The organism is Arthrobacter sp. OV608 (assembly GCA_900110595.1).
Lineage (GTDB): Bacteria > Actinomycetota > Actinomycetes > Actinomycetales > Micrococcaceae > Arthrobacter.
Genome location: FOEZ01000005.1, coordinates 69,495 through 87,252, shown reverse-complemented (window position 1 = coordinate 87,252; position 17,758 = coordinate 69,495). Strand labels below are relative to the sequence as shown.

Below are 17,758 nucleotides of genomic sequence, written 5' to 3'. Positions count from 1 at the left end.
CCATGTCCAGCCAGACCCTGCACACCGGGACCGAAAAGCATTCCGGTTCCACCACCGGCACACCAACCACGCCCAAGGGCTACCGCAAGCGCCGCCTGTCGGCTGCCGGAACCGTCGGCACGTACACCGCTCTGGCCGTAGCGGCCGCGCTGACCCTTGGGCCAGTCCTGTGGACCCTGTCCACTTCCCTGCGGACGCCGTCGGAATCCTTCAACCTGCCACCGTCCTTCCTGCCCATCAACCCGGACTTCACCGCTTACCAAGACGTGTTCAAGCAGATCAACGTGGGCCTCCTGGTCCTGAACAGCGCGCTGGTGACGGGACTGATCGCACTTGGCCAGATGGCGTCGGCCACCCTGGCCGGCTACGCCTTCGCCCGTCTGGACTTCCGCGGCAAAAAGGCCATCTTCTCGCTGGTCCTGGCCACCATGATGGTCCCGGTGCAGGTCACAATCGTCCCGGTGTTTATGCTCATTCGAGGGATGGGTCTGTCAGACACCCTGCTGGCCCTGATCCTGCCGGCCATCCCCACAGCCTTCGGCACCTTCCTGATGCGCCAATACTTCCTGGGCCTGCCAAACGACTTCGCAGAAGCGGCCGCCCTGGACGGCGCCGGACCATGGCGGATCTTCCGTTCTGTCTACGTCCCGCTGGCGGTCCCCGGCATGGCCATCGTCGGCATCCTGGCCTTCAATTTCCACTGGAACGAATTCTTCCGGCCGCTGATCCTCACCATCAGCGAACAGAACTTCACCCTCCCCCTCGGCCTGGTCACACTCCAGGGCAACCTCGGCACCGGGAGCATATCCGTGGTCCTCGCCGGCGTGATCCTGTCCATGCTGCCCGCACTTGTGGTCTTTATCTTCGGCCAGCGCACTCTCCGCGAAGGCCTCACGGCCGGCGCGAGCAAATAGCACAAACCCTCAAAAGGAACCTCGTGGATACACTTACTCCGACTCACACGGCAGCCACAGCAGGCAGCTACCGCCCGGCCCTGCACTACACCGCACAAGACACGTGGCTCAACGATCCAAACGGCCTGATTTTTCATGAAGGCGTCTATCACCTCTACTACCAGAACAACCCGCTGGGTAACGTGTGGGGAAACATGTCCTGGGGCCACGCCACCTCTACCGACCTGCTGACCTGGACCGAGCACCCCGTCGCCATCGCCTGCGACGAGAACGAAGACATCTTTTCCGGCAGCATCGTCTACGACCGTCACAACACCAGCGGATTTGGCACCGGGTCCGTTGCCCCGCTCGTGGCGATCTACACCAGTGCCTTCAAACCGGGCTCCGCGCATGAGGGCATCCAGGCCCAATCGCTGGCCTACAGCCTGGACGGGGGCTACACCTGGACAAAACACAACGGCAACCCGGTACTGAACCGCGGGTCCGCCGAGTTCCGCGACCCCAAAGTCTTCCGGTACGACGGCGACGCGGGCAGTTACTGGGTGATGGTCGCCGTCGAAGCCACAGAATTCCAGGTGGTCCTCTACAAGTCCGAGGACCTGAAGGATTGGGAGCTGCTGAGCACCTTTGGCCCCGCAAACGCCACCGGCGGGGTCTGGGAATGCCCCGACCTCTTCCCCCTGCCCGTGGACGGCGATCCGGAAAACCTCAAGTGGGTCCTTACCGTCAACCTCAATCCCGGCGGGCCCAACAACGGCTCAGCCGGCCAATACTTCATCGGCGACTTCGACGGAACCACATTCGCCTCCGCCAGCACGGTAACCGAAGGCACCCAGGATCCCGACCGACTGGCCGAATACCTGTGGCTGGACTGGGGCCGGGACTACTACGCCGCTGTCTCCTTCAGCGACGCCCCGGACAACCGCCGCCTCATGATCGGCTGGATGAACAACTGGGAGTACGCCAACCACATCCCCACCACACCCTGGCGCAGTCCCATGAGCCTCGCCCGGGAAATTTCACTGCAGACAAGGGACGGAAAACTGTGCCTGGTCCAGCAGCCGGCGGGTGACTGGGCTACGCTGGCCGGTCAGGAGCCATTCTCCCTTTCTGGAGCCACAATCCACGAGGGCGTGCAGGTCCTGGCCGGCGCGGCCGGCACGGTCCAGCGCATTGACGTCAGCTTCACCCCCGGAAGCGCAGAGGAATTCGGCCTCGTCCTGCGCGGGGACGGCGCCAACGGAACCCGAGTGGGAATCCGCCCCGATGACGGAACCATGCTCGTGGACCGGCGGGAATCCGGGCGGACTGATTTCCACGCAGCGTTCGCCTCCATCGACACCGCTCCCGTCCCGGCCAAGCACGGGACCTACGACCTCACCATCTTCGTGGACCGCTGCTCGGCTGAAGTCTTTGCCCATGGCGGCCAGGTGACCATGACCGAACTGATCTTCCCTGCCGGGAGTAGCACCGACCTCTCCGTTTACGCCGTCGGCGGCACGGCAACCATCAGCAGCATCCAGGTCACGCAGCTCGCCTAGGCGGCACTTAAGGCAAGGAAAAAGACATGCATACCAGCGGCAAGCCGAGACCTCCGCAGCAGTCGTTGGACGTCGTGGTTATCGGGGAAGCCCTGATCGACGTCGTCACCACACCAAGGGGCACCATCGAATACCCGGGCGGGTCGCCGGCCAATGTGGCCTACGGCCTGGGCCGGCTGGGCGTTGGCACCGGGCTGCTCACTTCCCTGGGCGCCGACCGCCGCGGTGATGCACTCGAGGAGCACCTCACCGGCGCCGGGGTGACGCTCTTGCCCGGCTCCCGCTCACTGGAGAAAACGTCGACGGCGACCGCCACCATCGCCAGTGACGGCTCGGCGGGCTACGCCTTCGACATCGCCTGGGATGTGGAACCGCCGGACCTTGCGCACACCCCGCCCAAGGTCCTTCACACCGGGTCGATCGCAAGTTTCCTCTCACCGGGCGCCGGCAAGGTCAAGGCCATCCTCCAGCAACTCCAGGATGCATGCACCATCACCTACGACCCCAACATCAGGCCGGCCCTGCTCGGAACCCACGCCCAAGCACGGGGCACTTTCGAGGAACTGGTGCACCTCACCAACGTCGTAAAACTCAGCGACGACGACGCTGCATGGCTCTACCCGGAAAAGACCCTGGAGGAAACCGCATCGCACCTCCTGGATCTGGGCGCGGATCTGGCGGTCATCACCAGGGGCTCATCAGGCTCGTTGCTCGCAACCCCCTCCGCCTCCCTCAGCATTCCTGCCGCTAAGACCTCAGTTGCTGACACCATCGGCGCCGGCGATTCTTACATGTCCGCCCTGATACTGGGACTCCTTACCCGCGGAGCCGGCGGCCTGGCGCCTTCTGTCCTTGACCAGCTGGGGCGCACGGCGGCCGCTGCGGCCGCGATCACCGTATCCCGCGCCGGCGCCCGGCCCCCCACTGAAGACGAACTCCGCGCAAAACTCCAGCAGCCTGCACACGCGTAGCACGCGCCCTCCACGTGACAGCGTGGAGGTAACGTCGCGTCGGTCTCGGAGCCGGCAAGTTTTCCTCTTGACAGCCATTGAGTAACGCGCGTAACCTAAATCACAAGTAACGCGCGTTACCCTCCACCGCAGCATCACTCACACCACCGGAGCATTCAATGGCGAAGACCACCACCTCGAACCCTGCCGGGGCTGCACGGCAGCGGGGTGTCACCATGAATGATGTCGCCAAACACGCCGGCGTTTCCCGGACCGCCGTCTCGTTCGTGCTGAGCAACCGCGAAAATGCCAGCATCTCCGAGGAGACCCGCGCCCGGATCAACGAGGCTGTCCAGGCCTTGGGCTACCGCCCGAATGCCGGGGCACGGGCGCTGGCATCCCAGCGCAGTGACTGGTACGGGATCGTCACCGAGATCGTGACGGCACCGTTCGCCGTCGACATCATCAAAGGCGCCCAGGACCAGGCCTGGCTGGACCGCAAGTTCCTGCTCATCGCGCCCTCCGACCAGGCCGATGCTGTAGGACCCAACCAGGGCCTGGAAGATGCCGCCATTGAGAAGCTGCTGGAACAACGCGTGGAAGGGCTGCTCTACGCAGCCACGTACCACCGGGGCGTGCACGTTCCCGACAGCGCCAGTGAAGTACCCACCGTCCTGATCAACTGCTTCGATGCGGACGGGAGGCTGCCCTCGATCGTCCCCGACGAGCGTGCGGGCGGCCGCGTCGCCGTCGAACGACTGCTCCAGGCCGGCCACCGCCGGATCGGAGTGATCAACCTGGACCCGGATATTCCGGCAGCTGTCGGCCGTTTGGCGGGTGCCCGCGAAGCACTTGCCGAGGCCGGGCTGAAGCTGGACCCGCAGCTCGTGGTGCCCGGGCATGCAACCGCGGACGGCGGGTACGAGGCCGCGTGCCAAATCCTGGACCGCTACACGGAAAAGGACAGGCCAACCGCGCTGTTCTGCCTCAACGACCGCATGGCGATGGGCGCTTACGACGCCATCAAGGAACGGGGCCTGACCATCCCCGGAGACATCGCCGTGATTGGCTTCGACAACCAGGAACTGATTGCGGCCTACCTCAGGCCCAAGCTGACCACGGTTGCGTTGCCGTTCGAAAAAATGGGCGCCCTGGGAGTCCAGACGCTCGCAGCTCTGACAGCGGGACAGCCGATAATTGCCGACCAGCAATTAGTCGGCTGTCCGCTGCTAGAACGCTCTTCGGTCTGACCGCGAAATCAATAGCGAAGAGCAACCCCTCCCCCACCCCTTCACCTTGCTGATGAAGATAGGAAAGAGATAACCATCATGACACAACCCCGATTCCTGAGGGCTGCCCGCGTGACGGCAGCCGGACTGGCGGTTGGCGCACTGCTGCTGACCGGCTGTGCAGCCAACAAGCCTGCCGGCACCGACGCCGCAGCGAACGCCAGCGCATTTCTCACCATTCCGCGCGAGGACATGGGCACGTTCGTCCAGAACTTCAACCCGTTCGCGCCCACCGTCAGCCCGATGGTCCAGCAGTCCATCTACGAGTCGCTGCTGGTCTTCAACCCGGCCAAGGGAGACACCGTGCCGTGGCTCGCCACAGAGTGGAAGGCCGCCGACGACGGCAAGTCCATCACCTTCACCCTCCGGGACGGCGTGAAGTGGTCTGACGGCCAGCCCCTCGTGGCCGAGGATGTCGCCTACACCTTCGAGCTCCAGAAGAAGATTAAGGGTGGTTACGACTACCTGGACAACGTTGCCGCCGAAGGGACCAACAAGGTCACCTTCAACTTCAACAAGCCATGGTCCCCGGCCCTCCACGACGTCGGACAAGTCAGCATCCTGCCCAAGCACATCTGGTCCGCCCTCGCCGATCCGGAAAAGGACGCCAACGCCAAGCCCGTCGGCACCGGCCCGTACACCGAGGTTGACAGTTTCCAGGCCCAGTCCTTCGTGCTGAAGAAGAACCCCAACTACTGGCAGCCGGAAAAGCAAAAGATCGCAGGCATCAAGATGCTCGCGTTTGCCGGGAACGACGGCGCCAACCTCGCCGCCGCGAACGGCGACGTGGACTGGGCCCCGCAGTACATCCCGAACATCGAAAAGACGTTCATCTCCAAGGACAAGGACCACCGCCACTATTGGTTCCCGGCCACGGGCTCCATGATCAACTGGCAGCTCAACACCACCAAGGCCCCCTTCAACGATGTTGACGTCCGCAAGGCCCTGAGCATGGCTGTTGACCGGGAGCAGGTCACCAAGATCGGCATGAGCGGCTACGCCAAGCCCGCAGACTGCACCGGACTCTCCGGCAACTACGAGACCTGGAAGAACAACGCAGTCAAGGGCAACTGCACCTGGACCAAGCTGGACGTCCAAAAAGCCAACGAGCTGCTGGACAAGGCGGGCTACCCGAAGGGTGCTGACGGCAAGCGCACGCTCAAGGACGGCAAGCCCTTCGAATTCAAGATCTCCGTGGGCGCGACTTCTTCTGACTGGCTGTCCGTAGCCAACGTGGTTGCGCAGAACCTGGCAGAGGTGGGCGTCACCGTCAAGGTGGAGTCCCCGGACTGGGCTGCTGTGGTTGCCGGCTACGAAACCGGTGACTTCGACTCCGGAATCGTCTGGAGCGCCAACGACCCCAGCCCGTACAAGTACTTCAGCACCTCCATGGGCACCGCCACCGTGAAGCCTGTCGGCACCAAGACGTTCGACAACTACCACCGCTTCGGCGATCCCCAAGCCGACGCCCTGCTGGCAGAGTTCGCCGCAGAGGCGGACGAGTCCAAGCAGAAGGACATCGCCAACAAGCTGCAGGAAGAGTACAACGACGCCGCACCGCTGGTGCCGCTCTTCTCCGGCCCGGAATGGGGCGCCTTCAACGACACCCGCTTCACCGGCTGGCCCACCGAGGACAACCCTTACGCCACCCTCTCGGTGAAGTCGCCCACCACGGTGCTGGTGCTGACCACGCTGGAACCGCGCAAGTAAACGCGGCGGGCCGCCCCGGGCGGACCCCCACACTGCACGCCCGGCGGGCGGCCAACCCCCGCCGGGCGTGCCCCAAATTCGCCGCAATTCCCGAAATGGAGGGAAACCGTGCGCTTCATCCTGCGCCGCCTGGGTTTCTACCTGATCGCCTTCTGGGCATCCATCACCCTGAATTTCCTGCTCCCGCGCTTCATGCCCGGGGACCCCGTCTCCCGCATGTTCGCCCGCTCCCAAGACAGAATGCAGCCCGAACAGATCGAGGCCCTGCGCAAGTTGCTCGGCGTTGACGACCGGCCTCTCTGGGAGCAATACGTTGACTACCTTCACAACATCTTCACCGGGCAAATGGGCGTCTCCATCTCACGTTTCCCCACCCCGGTGACCGAGGTCATTTCGTCCCAGATCGGCTGGACCCTCCTGCTCGGTGGAACCGCACTGGTGATTGCCGCCGTCGTAGGTAACCTGCTGGGCATCCTGGCCGCCTGGCGGCGAGGCGGCGCGGTCGACTCCGCACTCCCCCCGCTGCTCGTGTTCATCGGCTCGTTCCCGTACTTCTGGCTGGCGATGGGTGCCCTGTACCTGTTCGGCGTGGTATTGAACTGGTTCCCCATCCGCCACGCCTTCACTGATGGGTTGGAGCCCGGGTTTACGTGGGAGTTCATCGGCGACGTCGGCGCCCACCTGGTGCTTCCGGCGCTGACCATCGTGCTGGTTTCCGTCGGCGGCTGGATGCTGGGCATGCGGAACACCATGATCGCCACCAACTCCGAGGACTACATCACCATGGCCGAAGCCAAGGGACTCCGCCCGGGCCGCATCATGCTCCGCTACGCAGCACGGAACGCCATGCTGCCATCGGTTACGAGCTTCGGCATGGGCCTGGGATTCGTAGTGGGCGGTGCGCTGCTCACCGAGGTGGTGTTCGCCTACCCCGGCGTGGGCTATCAACTCCTCAACGCCGTCCAGGGCCTCGACTACCCCCTCATGCAGGGCCTGTTCCTGACCATTACCGCCGCCGTGCTGCTGGCCAACTTCCTGGTGGACATCCTCTACGTCCGCCTCGACCCGCGCGTGCGCAGCAACTAGAGGAACCGATCATGACAACCGCACTTCTGAAGCAGCCAACTCAAACCCCGGCTGTCCGCAAGCCCAACCGCAGCTTCGTCCACGGCCTCCTCAGCAACAAAAAAGCCGTGACGGGCATGGCTGTGATGCTCGTCTTCATCGCACTGGCCCTGCTGGCACCGGTGCTTTTCCCCGGCGACCCGTCGCGGATCACCGCCATGGCCTCCCTGGAACCATCAGCCGAGCACTGGCTGGGAACTACGGCCAAGGGACAGGACGTCCTCGCACTGACCGTCCACGGCTCCCGGAGTTCCCTGTTCGTCGGGCTGACAGTGGGCTTCGCGTCCACCTTCATCGGCATCCTGGTGGGCCTTGCCTCAGCGTACTTCGGCAGGTTCATCGACGAAGCACTGTCCCTGGCAACCAACGTTTTCCTGCTCCTTCCGGGCCTGCCGCTGCTGGTCATCCTGGCCGCATTCCTGCCTCCGGGCCTGGGCACCGTCATTCTGGTCCTCGTGGTCACCGGCTGGGCAGGCTCAGCACGCGTCCTGCGCTCACAGGCCCTGTCCATCCGCTCCAAAGACTTTGTGGCCGCCGCGGTGGTGTCCGGCGAACGGGCCGGCCGGATCATGTTCCGCGAAATCCTGCCCAACATGGCCTCGATCGTGATGGGCACCCTGCTGGCCTGCGTCATCTACGGCATCGGCGCACAAGCTGGCCTGGAGTTCCTGGGCCTGGGCGATGTCAGCACGGTCTCCTGGGGCAACAACCTTTTCTGGGCCGGCAACGAAGGCGCCCTGCTCACCGGCAGCTGGTGGGTTTTCATCCCCTCAGGTGTCTGCATCGCGCTCGTCGCCTTCGCGCTCGCGCTGATCAACTACGCCGTGGACGAGGTCACCAACCCGCGGCTCCGGAAGATCAAAACCCCGAAAAATACCGAAAGGAGCGCCTCCTAATGACCATCTCCCAAGTCTCCTTCGGCTCCCACGAGCCCGTCCTGGACGTCAAGAACCTCACCGTCAAGTACATCGGCGACACCCGCTCAACCACCGCCGTCGACCGCGTTTCCTTCAGCATCGGCACCGGCGAGGTGTTCGGCCTTGCGGGAGAGTCCGGCTGCGGGAAGTCCACCATCGCCAACTCGATCATGCGGCTCCTGAAGGATCCCGCGAAGATCGCAGGCGGCAGCATTTCCTTCGGCGGCAAGGACGTCCTGGCCATGAGCGCGGAGGAGCTGCGGCGCTTCCGCTGGCAGGACGTGGCCATGGTGTTCCAGTCAGCAATGAACTCGCTCAACCCGGTGTTGACCATCGGCGAACAGATCGTGGACATCTTCACCACCCACGCCGGCTACTCGCGCAAGGAATCCCTGCGGCGGGCCGGCGAACTGCTCGAACTCGTGAGGATCGACCCCGCGCGCCTCAAGTCCTACCCGCACCAGCTCTCGGGCGGGATGCGCCAACGGGCTGTCATAGCCATGGCCGTGGCGCTGAAGCCGTCCCTGCTGATCCTGGACGAACCCACCACCGCGCTGGACGTGGTGGTTCAGCAGGAGATCATGGCGCAGATCAAGGAACTCCAGCGCGAGCTCGGGTTCTCGGTCCTCTTCATCACGCACGATATGTCCCTCATGGTGGAACTCTCCCACCGCATGGCCGTGATGTACGGCGGCAGGATCGTGGAGACCGCGAAGGCACAGGACGTATACGCCACTCCCCGCCACCCCTACACCCAGGCACTGATGGGTGCGTTCCCGCCGCTCACCGGCCCGCGTATTCCGCTCACGGGGCTGCCCGACGGCGTGAAGTTCCGCAATATCCCGGACCTCAGCGAGGCGGCTCCCGGCCACTTCGTGGCTCCGGTTGGTGCCGACGCTTCAGTGATCGATTCCGCAAACCTGGCAGGAGCCGCACGATGAGCCACTCCCTGACGTCCCCCGCGGCCGGCTCCACCGCCAGCGCCCCCGCCCTTGAGATTCGTGGCCTGGGCAAATCCTTCCCGATTGGCGGGCTGTTCTCCCGCGGATCGGTCCGCGCCCTGCACGGTGTGGACCTGACTCTTGGCCGCGGCGAGATCGTGGCGCTCGTGGGCGAATCCGGTTCCGGCAAGAGCACCCTGGCCCGCTGTGTTGCCCGGCTCGAGAAGCCGAGCTCCGGCGCGATCCTGATCGAAGGCGTCGACATCCTCAAGCGCGACCGTTTCCAAGCCTCCCGGGCGTTCCGCTCGCAACTGCAGATGGTCTTCCAGGACCCCTTCGGTTCCCTGAACCCGGCCCACAGGATCGAGCACTTCCTGCGTCGTTCGTTGGCGATCCACGGTAAGGGCGGCGGTTCCGGGGAGGAGGCCCAGCGGCGGCTCGAAGAACTGATGACCACTGTTGGCCTGCAGGCTGACATGCTGAATTCATATCCGCACGAGCTCTCCGGTGGCCAGCGCCAGCGCGTTGCGATTGCCCGGGCCCTCGCTGTTGAACCGCAGGTCATCCTGGCCGACGAACCCACCTCCATGCTTGATGTTTCCGTCCGGATCGGCGTGCTGAACCTGATGCGCAAACTCCGCGACGAGCAGGGCATCTCCATGCTCTACATCACCCACGACCTCGCTTCCGCCCGCTACCTGGCCGACCGGACGGCGGTCATGTTTGCCGGGGAACTCGTTGAGGAAGGCGAGTCCCTGGACCTGCTGTCAAACCCAGCGCACCCCTACACCCAACTGCTGGTTTCGGCTGTGCCGGACCCAGCCCGGGCAGGCTCGTACGATCCCGTGCGCCGCGCGGAACTGCGGCAAGCGGTGATGGCTTCGACGCAATGCGCTTACGACGGCGACCCGAACCAGGCGTGTTCGGCCCAAGAACCCGTGCGCCATCAGGTGGGAGACCCCGAAAACCGCCATTGGGTGCGCTGCCACCTCTACCAGCCGTGGGCTGGTGCCGACGGCCATGCCCTGGCGGGCGAACCGGCGCAACCCAACCTCCCGGCGTCGAACGCCAAAGAAAAGGCCTCCGCATGACTGAACTGACGCACCCGCTCGCCACCGTTCCCCAGGATGAGTTGGTTGCCCGCGCCGAGGCCGATCCCCTCCGGCCACGCTTCCACTTCGTGTCGCCAGCCGGCTGGCTCAACGATCCCAACGGCGTCAGCCAATGGAACGGCACGTACCACCTCTTCTACCAGTACAACCCGGAGGGCGCTTTCCACCACCGCATCCAGTGGGGCCACGCCACCAGCATTGACCTCGTCACCTGGACGGACCAGCCCGTTGCCTTGGAACCGTCCGAAGGACCGGACGCCGAGGGCTGCTGGTCCGGGGTACTGGTGGACGACGGCGGCACGCCCACCCTGGTGTATTCGGGGCGGTTCGAGGGCAAGGAGCTGCCCTGCGTCGCCGTAGGATCCCCGGACCTTTTGAGCTGGACGAAGGACCCGGGAAATCCCGTGATCGCAGCGCCCCCGGCTGGAGTAGACATCACGGCTTACCGCGATCACTGCGTCTGGCGTGAAGGAACGAAGTGGCGGCAGTTGGTGGGATCGGGCATTCGTCAGTACGGCGGTACGGCGTTTTTGTACGAGTCCTCCGATCTGCGGCAATGGGACTATATCGGGCCGTTGTTCATCGGCGATGCCTCACAAGGCGATCCTGCAGATACTGACTGGACGGGGACCATGTGGGAATGCGTGGACCTGTTCCGGGCGGGGCAGGGTTCGCTGGGGTCTGCCCCTTCTGACGGCGCGCCTGACGTACTGGTCTTCTCCGCCTGGGACGACGGCGAGACCCGCCACCCGCTGTACTGGACCGGCCGGTACTCCGGGGACAGCTTCGAGCCCGCGGCGCTGCACCGCCTCGACTACGGAGGCCGTTTCTTCTACGCACCGCAGTCGTTCCAGGATGAGTCCGGCCGGCGGGTCATGTTCGGCTGGATGCAGGAAGGCCGAACCGACGCCGCGATGGTGGAGGCCGGCTGGTCAGGGGTCATGAGCCTGCCGCGAATCGTCACGGCGGCGGAGGACGGGACTCTCCGCTTCGCGCCCGTACCTGAAATCAAAAAGCTGCGCCGTGAGCACACCAGTTTCCCCGGACAGGTGCTGACCGGCACGTCAGGGCCCTTGGAAACCGGCGTGTCCGGCAAGCAACTCGACCTCGAACTGGGCTTCCAACTGGCACCGGGCGCTCTGCTGCGGCTTGGCGTCCTGGGCTCCACGGAGCCGGGCATCTTCGGCAGCCCCCGCGAGGAAACAATCATCGAGCTGCGCAGGGCGGCTGACGAAAACAACGGTGGCACGCTCCGTCTGCACCGCAAGGCAAGCACCCTGGATCCAACTGTTGATGTGGAAGACAAGTCCGGCCCCGTTCCCATGCCCGAGGGACGGGTGCACCTGCGGGTCATCCTGGACCGGTCCGCCGTCGAAATCTTTGCCAACGGAGTCCCGCTCACAGCCCGCGTCTACCCCACCTTGGGCGGGGATCAGGTCAGCCTTGCCGCCGAAAGCACGGTACAGATACTCTCCCTCGACGCCTGGACCATGGCCAACATCCATGAAGGTACGCGGACCCTCTTCCCCTGACGCGCGGGACCAGCACATCAAAACCCACCGACACAGCAGCATCGAGGCTGCCCAAAAACACGAAGGAACTCATGGCAGATTCACCCACGGTCTCTCGTCGTTCACTCCTTGCCGGAAGCGGGGCGGCGGCACTCGGCGGATCGCTCGCACTGTCAGCAGCGTTCGCCGGACCCGCCGCGGCCGTACCAGCAAGGACACCTGACCCCGGATCAGCAGGCTCAATGTCAAAAGGATCACGCCGGATGCGCCCGGCCTATCACTTCAGCGTCCCCGACAACTGGAAGAACGACCCCCAGCGCCCTATCTACCTGGACGGGGAATATCACTACTACTACCTGTACAACGCTGACTACCTGCAGGGCGGCGGAGGCACGTCATGGCGCCGCGCGACGACCACCGACCACGTGGTGTTCACTGACCGCGGCGTAGCCATCCCTAAGTTCAGCGACGGCAACGGCGACTGCTGGTCAGGGTCCCTTGTGGTCGACGAGCAGAACACCGCCGGATATGGCGAGGGCGCGGTGATCGCCCTCGTGACGCAGGCCCCCGAAGGCCGCCAGGCCCAGTACCTCTGGTACTCGACCGACCGCGGACGCTCGTTCCAGGCCGGCGGTTCAGCCCCGGTACTCCCGAACCCCGGAGTGCAGGACTTCCGCGATCCCAAGGTGATCTGGGACGCTGACCGCCAGCAATGGTTCATGGTGAACGCCGAGGGGCAAAAACTCGGCTTCTACACCTCCGCCGACCTGCGCTCCTGGCGTCGGGTCGGCGAGTTCTTGCGTACTGATCTCGGGGTGCTGGAATGCCCCGATATCTTCCGCATGACGGCTGACGACGGCAGCTCGCACTGGATCCTCGGCACGAGCGCCAACGGCAAGGGACGCGGCCTGCCCGCAACGTACGCGTACTGGACGGGTGCTTTCGATGGGGCATCGTTCACGCCTGATCGGCCCGAGCCCGAGTGGCTCGACTACGGCTTCGACTTTTATGGGGCAGTCACCTATCCACATCACGACGCGTCGGGTGCGGAAGATGAGACCCTCCGCCGGGCTATCGGGTGGGCGAACTTCTGGGACTACCCCCACAACACGCCGACGCTTGAGACGGATGCCTACAACGGCGATGACATGATGGTGCGCGATCTCCGCCTCAAACAGGGGGACGGCGGGTACCACCTCGTCTCCGCCCCCACGTCCGCGCTTGAAAATCATGTGAAGCGCACCCACGTGTTGGGCGACATAGTTGTCAGCGGCACCCGCGACCTCGACGTCCGCGCCGCCGCCTACGACCTGACCTGCGAGCTCATGTGGGACCCTGCTTCCGCGCCAGCCAACCTGGGTTTGGAGCTGTGCCGCGCAGAGGGCGGCGGCAGGCACGTCGCCGCCGGCGCTTTCCTGCGGGGCCCCTTCGCCTACCTCAACAGGCGGCCAACGATCAACCCCACCGGCGGCGAAACCCAGACCCCGATCGACCCTTCGGCAGGACGGCTCACCCTCCGCATCCTCGTGGACCTCACGAGCGTGGAAATGTTTGTCGGAGACGGGCGGGTAGTGCAGTCACACCGGGTATTCCCGCTGGAGGGCGACAACGGAATCCGCCTTTACTCCCATGAAGGGGCCGCGACTTTCCGGAACCTGACCATTCGCGAAATCAAGGCAACGCATTAGTCCACGCGCCAACGGTCCGGCAGGGCCTGCAATTGCCAACGTACCTGCCGGTTCCGTTGCCGCAGGCAAATATCACGCCTGCTCTGGACTCTTTGGCCGGGCGCAACCAGACTGTCTACAACAGCTGGCCCGGCGGGCCGGAGTTAGGGCTTTTGACCTCCAACGTTGGACGGCTGGGTTATTCGACGCTTTACGCGATGCCTGTTCCATTCCTTGAAAGGATCTGGTCATGCCGGACTTCTCAGCGTTCTTTCCGCTTCTCGCCACGATTCTGGGGGTGCTGTTCGCCATCGCCGTCATTTGGGTGGCGACAAAGCTGATGTGGAAGGTGGCTGAGCCCAACGAAGCCCTGATCATTTCCGGGCTGACCCGCGGAACCCTTGAAACCCGGGCGGGAATGGATTTCAAGATTGTCACGGGCAAGGGTGCCCTGGTGCTTCCGGGGCTTCAGACGGTGCGGGCCCTGTCCCTCACGCTGAATGAAACTGAGCTAAAGGTTTCCTGTGTTACCTCACAGGGCATCCAGGTGATCGTGGAGGGCGTGGTCATATACAAGATTGGCGACGCACCGCCGTTTATCGCCAATGCGGCCCGGCGGTTCCTCGGCCAGCAGCCCAAGATGGAAAGCCAGGTGTACAACGTGTTTGAGGGCCACCTGCGCTCCATCATTGGCAGCATGACGATGGAGGAAATTATTCGGGAACGGGACAAGCTCGGTTCCCAGGTCCGGAGCGCCAGCGGTGTGGAGATGGAAAAACTTGGTCTTGTGGTGGACTCGCTGCAGATCAAGGACCTGCAGGATCCCACCGGGTACATCGAGAACATCGCAAAGCCGCATATTGCCCAGGTGAAGATGGAGGCACGCATTGCCGAGGCCACCCGCAACCGGGAGGCCGCAGAGAAGGAAGCGGAAGCGGCGGCCCTGATCGCGGACGCGCAAAGTGTGTCAGCCATCAGGCAGGCGGTAGCCCAGGCCAACGCGGAGCGCGCCAAGGCGAATGCCGCCCAGGCCGGCCCGCTGGCCGATGCCACCGCGAGGCAACAAGTGGTGGTCCAGGAAACCGAAGTGGCCAAGCTCGAGGCGGACCGCGAAGAGCAGAAGCTCCAGACAATCGTGAGGAAACCGGCGGATGCGAAAGCCTATGCCACGCGAACCGAAGCGGAAGGCAAGAAGGCGGCGGACATCAGCGCTGCGGAGGCACTGGCACGGCGTACCGAGCTTGAAGCCCAGGCAAACGCCCGCCGGACGGAACTCCTGGCCCAGGCAAACGCCACCGCAGCGGCTGCCACTGCCGGAGCCACCAAGGTCACCGGCGAAGCGGAAGCCGCGGCAACCAAGGCCAAAGGTGATGCTGCGGCTTCTGCTATCAAAGCAAAGGCGCTGGCCGAGGCAGACGGCATCAAGGCGCGGGCTGAGGCCTTGGGGACCAACCAGGACGCCGTGATTTCACAGCAGCTCGCCGAGAACATGCCGGCCATTATCGCCGCAGCCGCCGAGCCGTTCTCCCACGTGGGCCAGATGACCGTCCTGAACGGCGGCGACGGCGTCAACAAAATGCTCGGCGGGATCCTCGCACAGGCGGGCGACTACCTTCCCGCCCTGGCCTCCGCCCTCAAGAACGGCAAGGACCCCAAGCGGACGCCGCCGGCTCCGGGCGCCTAGGGACACTGGATGCACCGCGAGGTTGACCGGAGCCTGACCGGGAAGGTCGGGCGGGTAACCGGACGCATCGGGCCCGGCACCATCGGCGAAGTCATGTTGCCGTACCTGGGCGGCACCATGGCTTTCCACGCCCACCCATTCGACAAGACCAGCGTCTTCGCCGTGGGTGATGAGGTGCTGGTGATCTATTTCGAGCCGCCGCAGACGGTGTACGTGGACGAACTGCCTGACGTGCTGAGGCATGGGGAATGAACGCTGCGGGGCTCGAACCGCACGCTTTTCCCCTGCGGGAGGGCACAGCTGGCGGTTTCGGCCGCGGCTTTCACGTCGGCCTTCTTAGTGTTGTACAGGGCGTCCGCCGCTAGTGGACGGCGGGCACCCTGGCTGGATCGATTACGTCAGCTGCTACATTCCCGGGATTTGCTGGGCCTCGTGGACTTCGATTTCACAGCCTCCGGGCATGTTAAGGTGCGGGTGGACTTTGGCCAGCTGCACGGCGGCTTCCAGGTTGTCCGCCTCGATGATGCTGTAGCCGGCCACTTCACGCTGGCCTGGCGCCGTGGAGCCGTCAGCCGCCACGCGGACTCCATTGGCGAGCGGCGTGCCAAAGTCCACCAGGCCATTGCCCACCTTGCCTGCCCAGGCGTTCCACTCCCCCATCACTGCTGCCATGTCCTCAGGCGCCGGAGGTGCTGCTTCCGCCGGGGTCATGGGTGCGTGATAAACAAAAACATACTTGGACATGATGGTCCTTCTTTTCTTGATTGTTGGGTTCAGAGGGTGACATTGCGGCCGGTGAACGCCAGCAGCCGCTCGAGGCTGCTTGCCGTCTCGGCGGTCGGCTGCGCCGGCGCGAAACTGCCGCTCGAACGCACCTGTTCGGAAATGGTCTGCTGCGCCAGTTCCGTCACGAAATCGCTGACGACGTCGGACACCGCCACGTGCTGTCCGGTCGCCGTCGCAAAGTCCCAGGCATGAACCAAAAGCTCCAGGTTCAGGATCCCGGCAACCATCGTTGCGGGGAGTTCCGCAAATCCCATATCCACGTTTCCTTCGACGCCACGCTGCGTGAAGGCCTCCACGGTGGGTTGCGCGAGTTCGGCGATGCGGATTTCGGGGGCGGCCTCCTTGAGGTCCACCGGGTCCGCGCCGAGCGCCCGGCCAATGTTCTGCAAGGATCCAGCGAGGTGGTCCAGCAACTGGGCGACGTTGAAGTCCTCACAGGGAGTGGCCTTGTCCGAGTCGGCTGCGGTGACGTTGCGCAGCACGCCCAGGAGGATGGCCAACGCTGCATCGGCAGAGCTCAGGTAGTCGATGGGGTCCGGCGCCCAGGCCCAGTCGTCGGGCCCCGCCCCGCCGTCGGACGTGGTTTCAGCCACGAGGCGGTCCAGATAGTGGTTCCATCCCATGGCATGCGATGCGGCCTGCTCCTCGGTGAGTCCCTCGTGCACCAGCCGCAGGGATGTTCCATTGGCCTCAGGTTCCAGGGTGATGGTCACCGTGGACGCCCCCGGCGGAAGATCGCCGCCGCCTTCCCAGCCCCAGGTGAAGACGACCCGCTTGCCCGGCTCAATCTCCTTGAACGTTCCGGCTGCGTTGTGTCCAGGGGTGACTGTCCAGCGGAAATCACCGGCGATCCGGAGATCCACCCTGGCGGCAACCGTCTGCCAGCGCCTCAGCCGCTCCGGCTCCGTCACCAGCGCGAACGCTTCATCGGCCGTGACCGGCAGGTGGATGGTTTTGTCGAAACTCATGTGCGTCCTCGCCTAAGAAAAATTGTTAGTGATCGGGCTGTTCGTGTTGGGCATTACCCCGCCGGTCGGCGAGGGCTGCGGCGTCGGAGGACAGCAGGTCCAGTTCATCGGTCCAGAACTGGGCGACAAGTGATCGGAGGCGGCCCATCCCCTGGGGGTTAAGCCTGTAGTACCTGTTCCTCCCTTCCCTGCGCGCCGTTACCAGGCCTGCCTTCTCCAGCAAAAGCAGGTGCTGGGAGATGGCGGAGCGGCTGACGTCGAAATGTGCAGCCAAGTCGCTCACCGCCTGCTCCTTGCCGGCCAGGAGATGCAGCAGCCGACGCCGATTGGGCTCAGCTGCTATCTCCAAGGCGTCCAACACAATTAATACGTTAGTGGTCACTAACGTATTAAGCAAGGATGGGCATGACCGGGAAGGTCGGGCGGGTAACGGGACGCATCGGGTCTGGCACCGTCACCGAAGTAATGCTGCGCTACCTCGGCGGCACCATGGCTTTCCACGCGCACCCATTCGACAAGGCGAGTGTCTTCGCCGTGGGTGATGAAGTGCTGGTAATCTACTTCGAGCCCACGCAGACGGTGTACGTGGACGAACTGCCCGACGTGCCGAGGCATAGGGAATAAGGCGGGCGCAGGGCGAACC

Annotated in this window: 17 protein-coding genes; 14 read left to right on the top strand and 3 right to left on the bottom strand. The window is 64.4% G+C overall.

Annotated features, from left to right (window positions below; all coding sequences use genetic code 11):
- Positions 1–2: 2 nt before the first annotated feature.
- The 13 genes from BMX78_RS08600 to BMX78_RS08540 all read left to right on the top strand — a co-directional run bounded on the left by BMX78_RS08600 (position 3) and on the right by BMX78_RS08540 (position 15,613).
- On the top strand, positions 3–914 hold the full coding sequence (locus tag BMX78_RS08600; protein WP_091418649.1) for a carbohydrate ABC transporter permease: 912 nt from the start codon (positions 3–5) through the stop codon (positions 912–914).
- Between the two features lie 23 nt (positions 915–937).
- A complete protein-coding gene (locus BMX78_RS08595; protein ID WP_091418648.1) occupies positions 938–2,455 on the top strand; it encodes a glycoside hydrolase family 32 protein in 1,518 nt (505 codons plus the stop codon).
- Between the two features lie 26 nt (positions 2,456–2,481).
- Positions 2,482–3,426, top strand: a complete 945-nt coding sequence (locus tag BMX78_RS08590) for a carbohydrate kinase family protein (RefSeq protein ID WP_091418646.1) — start codon at positions 2,482–2,484, stop codon at positions 3,424–3,426.
- Between the two features lie 158 nt (positions 3,427–3,584).
- Positions 3,585–4,655 carry a LacI family DNA-binding transcriptional regulator gene (locus BMX78_RS08585; protein WP_091418645.1) on the top strand — a complete coding sequence of 357 codons (1,071 nt, stop codon included), beginning with the start codon at positions 3,585–3,587 and terminating at the stop codon, positions 4,653–4,655.
- Between the two features lie 78 nt (positions 4,656–4,733).
- Entirely contained in the window at positions 4,734–6,404 is a 1,671-nt protein-coding gene (locus BMX78_RS08580) for an ABC transporter substrate-binding protein (RefSeq protein WP_091418643.1), read from the top strand.
- 108 nt (positions 6,405–6,512) lie between these two features.
- On the top strand, positions 6,513–7,490 hold the full coding sequence (locus BMX78_RS08575; protein ID WP_091418642.1) for an ABC transporter permease: 978 nt from the start codon (positions 6,513–6,515) through the stop codon (positions 7,488–7,490).
- Between the two features lie 11 nt (positions 7,491–7,501).
- On the top strand, positions 7,502–8,425 hold the full coding sequence (locus BMX78_RS08570; protein WP_091418640.1) for an ABC transporter permease: 924 nt from the start codon (positions 7,502–7,504) through the stop codon (positions 8,423–8,425).
- The gene (locus tag BMX78_RS08565) at positions 8,425–9,387 is read left to right on the top strand and encodes an ABC transporter ATP-binding protein (RefSeq protein ID WP_091418639.1); all 963 of its coding nucleotides are present in this window, start codon (positions 8,425–8,427) and stop codon (positions 9,385–9,387) included. The genes BMX78_RS08570 and BMX78_RS08565 overlap by 1 nt, the downstream gene beginning before the upstream one ends.
- Positions 9,384–10,478: an ATP-binding cassette domain-containing protein gene (locus BMX78_RS08560; protein ID WP_091418637.1), complete on the top strand. Its 1,095-nt coding sequence runs from the start codon at positions 9,384–9,386 to the stop codon at positions 10,476–10,478. The genes BMX78_RS08565 and BMX78_RS08560 overlap by 4 nt, the downstream gene beginning before the upstream one ends.
- Positions 10,475–12,031, top strand: coding sequence for a glycoside hydrolase family 32 protein (locus BMX78_RS08555; protein WP_091418636.1), 1,557 nt, complete (start codon positions 10,475–10,477; stop codon positions 12,029–12,031). Before BMX78_RS08560 ends, BMX78_RS08555 begins: the two co-directional genes overlap by 4 nt.
- 242 nt (positions 12,032–12,273) lie before the next feature.
- Positions 12,274–13,698, top strand: coding sequence for a glycoside hydrolase family 32 protein (locus BMX78_RS08550; RefSeq protein WP_091418634.1), 1,425 nt, complete (start codon positions 12,274–12,276; stop codon positions 13,696–13,698).
- Positions 13,699–13,927: 229 nt separating this feature from the next.
- Positions 13,928–15,361, top strand: a complete 1,434-nt coding sequence (locus BMX78_RS08545) for a flotillin family protein (protein WP_091418633.1) — start codon at positions 13,928–13,930, stop codon at positions 15,359–15,361.
- 9 nt (positions 15,362–15,370) lie between these two features.
- Entirely contained in the window at positions 15,371–15,613 is a 243-nt protein-coding gene (locus BMX78_RS08540; RefSeq protein WP_091418631.1) for an NfeD C-terminal domain-containing protein, read from the top strand.
- Positions 15,614–15,766: 153 nt separating this feature from the next.
- On the opposite strand, the gene BMX78_RS08535 is transcribed toward BMX78_RS08540, so the two are convergent.
- The 3 genes from BMX78_RS08535 to BMX78_RS08525 are packed head-to-tail and all read right to left on the bottom strand — an operon-like array spanning position 15,767 to position 17,476.
- Entirely contained in the window at positions 15,767–16,105 is a 339-nt protein-coding gene (locus BMX78_RS08535; RefSeq protein ID WP_091418630.1) for a YciI family protein, read from the bottom strand.
- Between the two features lie 29 nt (positions 16,106–16,134).
- The gene (locus BMX78_RS08530) at positions 16,135–17,115 is read right to left on the bottom strand and encodes a TIGR03086 family metal-binding protein (protein WP_091418628.1); all 981 of its coding nucleotides are present in this window, start codon (positions 17,113–17,115) and stop codon (positions 16,135–16,137) included.
- Positions 17,116–17,140: 25 nt separating this feature from the next.
- Positions 17,141–17,476 (bottom strand): ArsR/SmtB family transcription factor, encoded by a 336-nt coding sequence (locus tag BMX78_RS08525; RefSeq protein ID WP_255470857.1) that lies wholly within the window; start codon positions 17,474–17,476, stop codon positions 17,141–17,143.
- A 44-nt stretch (positions 17,477–17,520) separates the two neighbouring features.
- Here BMX78_RS08525 and BMX78_RS08520 point away from each other — a divergent pair, with 44 nt between their 5' ends.
- Entirely contained in the window at positions 17,521–17,739 is a 219-nt protein-coding gene (locus BMX78_RS08520; protein WP_091418627.1) for an NfeD C-terminal domain-containing protein, read from the top strand.
- Positions 17,740–17,758 lie beyond the last annotated feature (19 nt).

Bases quoted from the DNA above. Each gene is read 5' to 3' on its own strand.
- BMX78_RS08600 (WP_091418649.1), top strand. From the start codon at position 3: ATGTCCAGCCAGACCCTGCACACCGGGACCGAAAAGCATTCCGGTTCC.
- BMX78_RS08590 (WP_091418646.1), top strand. From the start codon at position 2,482: ATGCATACCAGCGGCAAGCCGAGACCTCCGCAGCAGTCGTTGGACGTC.
- BMX78_RS08585 (WP_091418645.1), top strand. From the start codon at position 3,585: ATGGCGAAGACCACCACCTCGAACCCTGCCGGGGCTGCACGGCAGCGG.
- BMX78_RS08580 (WP_091418643.1), top strand. From the start codon at position 4,734: ATGACACAACCCCGATTCCTGAGGGCTGCCCGCGTGACGGCAGCCGGA.
- BMX78_RS08570 (WP_091418640.1), top strand. From the start codon at position 7,502: ATGACAACCGCACTTCTGAAGCAGCCAACTCAAACCCCGGCTGTCCGC.
- BMX78_RS08565 (WP_091418639.1), top strand. From the start codon at position 8,425: ATGACCATCTCCCAAGTCTCCTTCGGCTCCCACGAGCCCGTCCTGGAC.
- BMX78_RS08560 (WP_091418637.1), top strand. From the start codon at position 9,384: ATGAGCCACTCCCTGACGTCCCCCGCGGCCGGCTCCACCGCCAGCGCC.
- BMX78_RS08555 (WP_091418636.1), top strand. From the start codon at position 10,475: ATGACTGAACTGACGCACCCGCTCGCCACCGTTCCCCAGGATGAGTTG.
- BMX78_RS08550 (WP_091418634.1), top strand. From the start codon at position 12,274: ATGCGCCCGGCCTATCACTTCAGCGTCCCCGACAACTGGAAGAACGAC.
- BMX78_RS08545 (WP_091418633.1), top strand. From the start codon at position 13,928: ATGCCGGACTTCTCAGCGTTCTTTCCGCTTCTCGCCACGATTCTGGGG.
- BMX78_RS08540 (WP_091418631.1), top strand. From the start codon at position 15,371: ATGCACCGCGAGGTTGACCGGAGCCTGACCGGGAAGGTCGGGCGGGTA.
- BMX78_RS08535 (WP_091418630.1), bottom strand. From the start codon at position 16,105: ATGTCCAAGTATGTTTTTGTTTATCACGCACCCATGACCCCGGCGGAA.
- BMX78_RS08530 (WP_091418628.1), bottom strand. From the start codon at position 17,115: ATGAGTTTCGACAAAACCATCCACCTGCCGGTCACGGCCGATGAAGCG.
- BMX78_RS08520 (WP_091418627.1), top strand. From the start codon at position 17,521: ATGACCGGGAAGGTCGGGCGGGTAACGGGACGCATCGGGTCTGGCACC.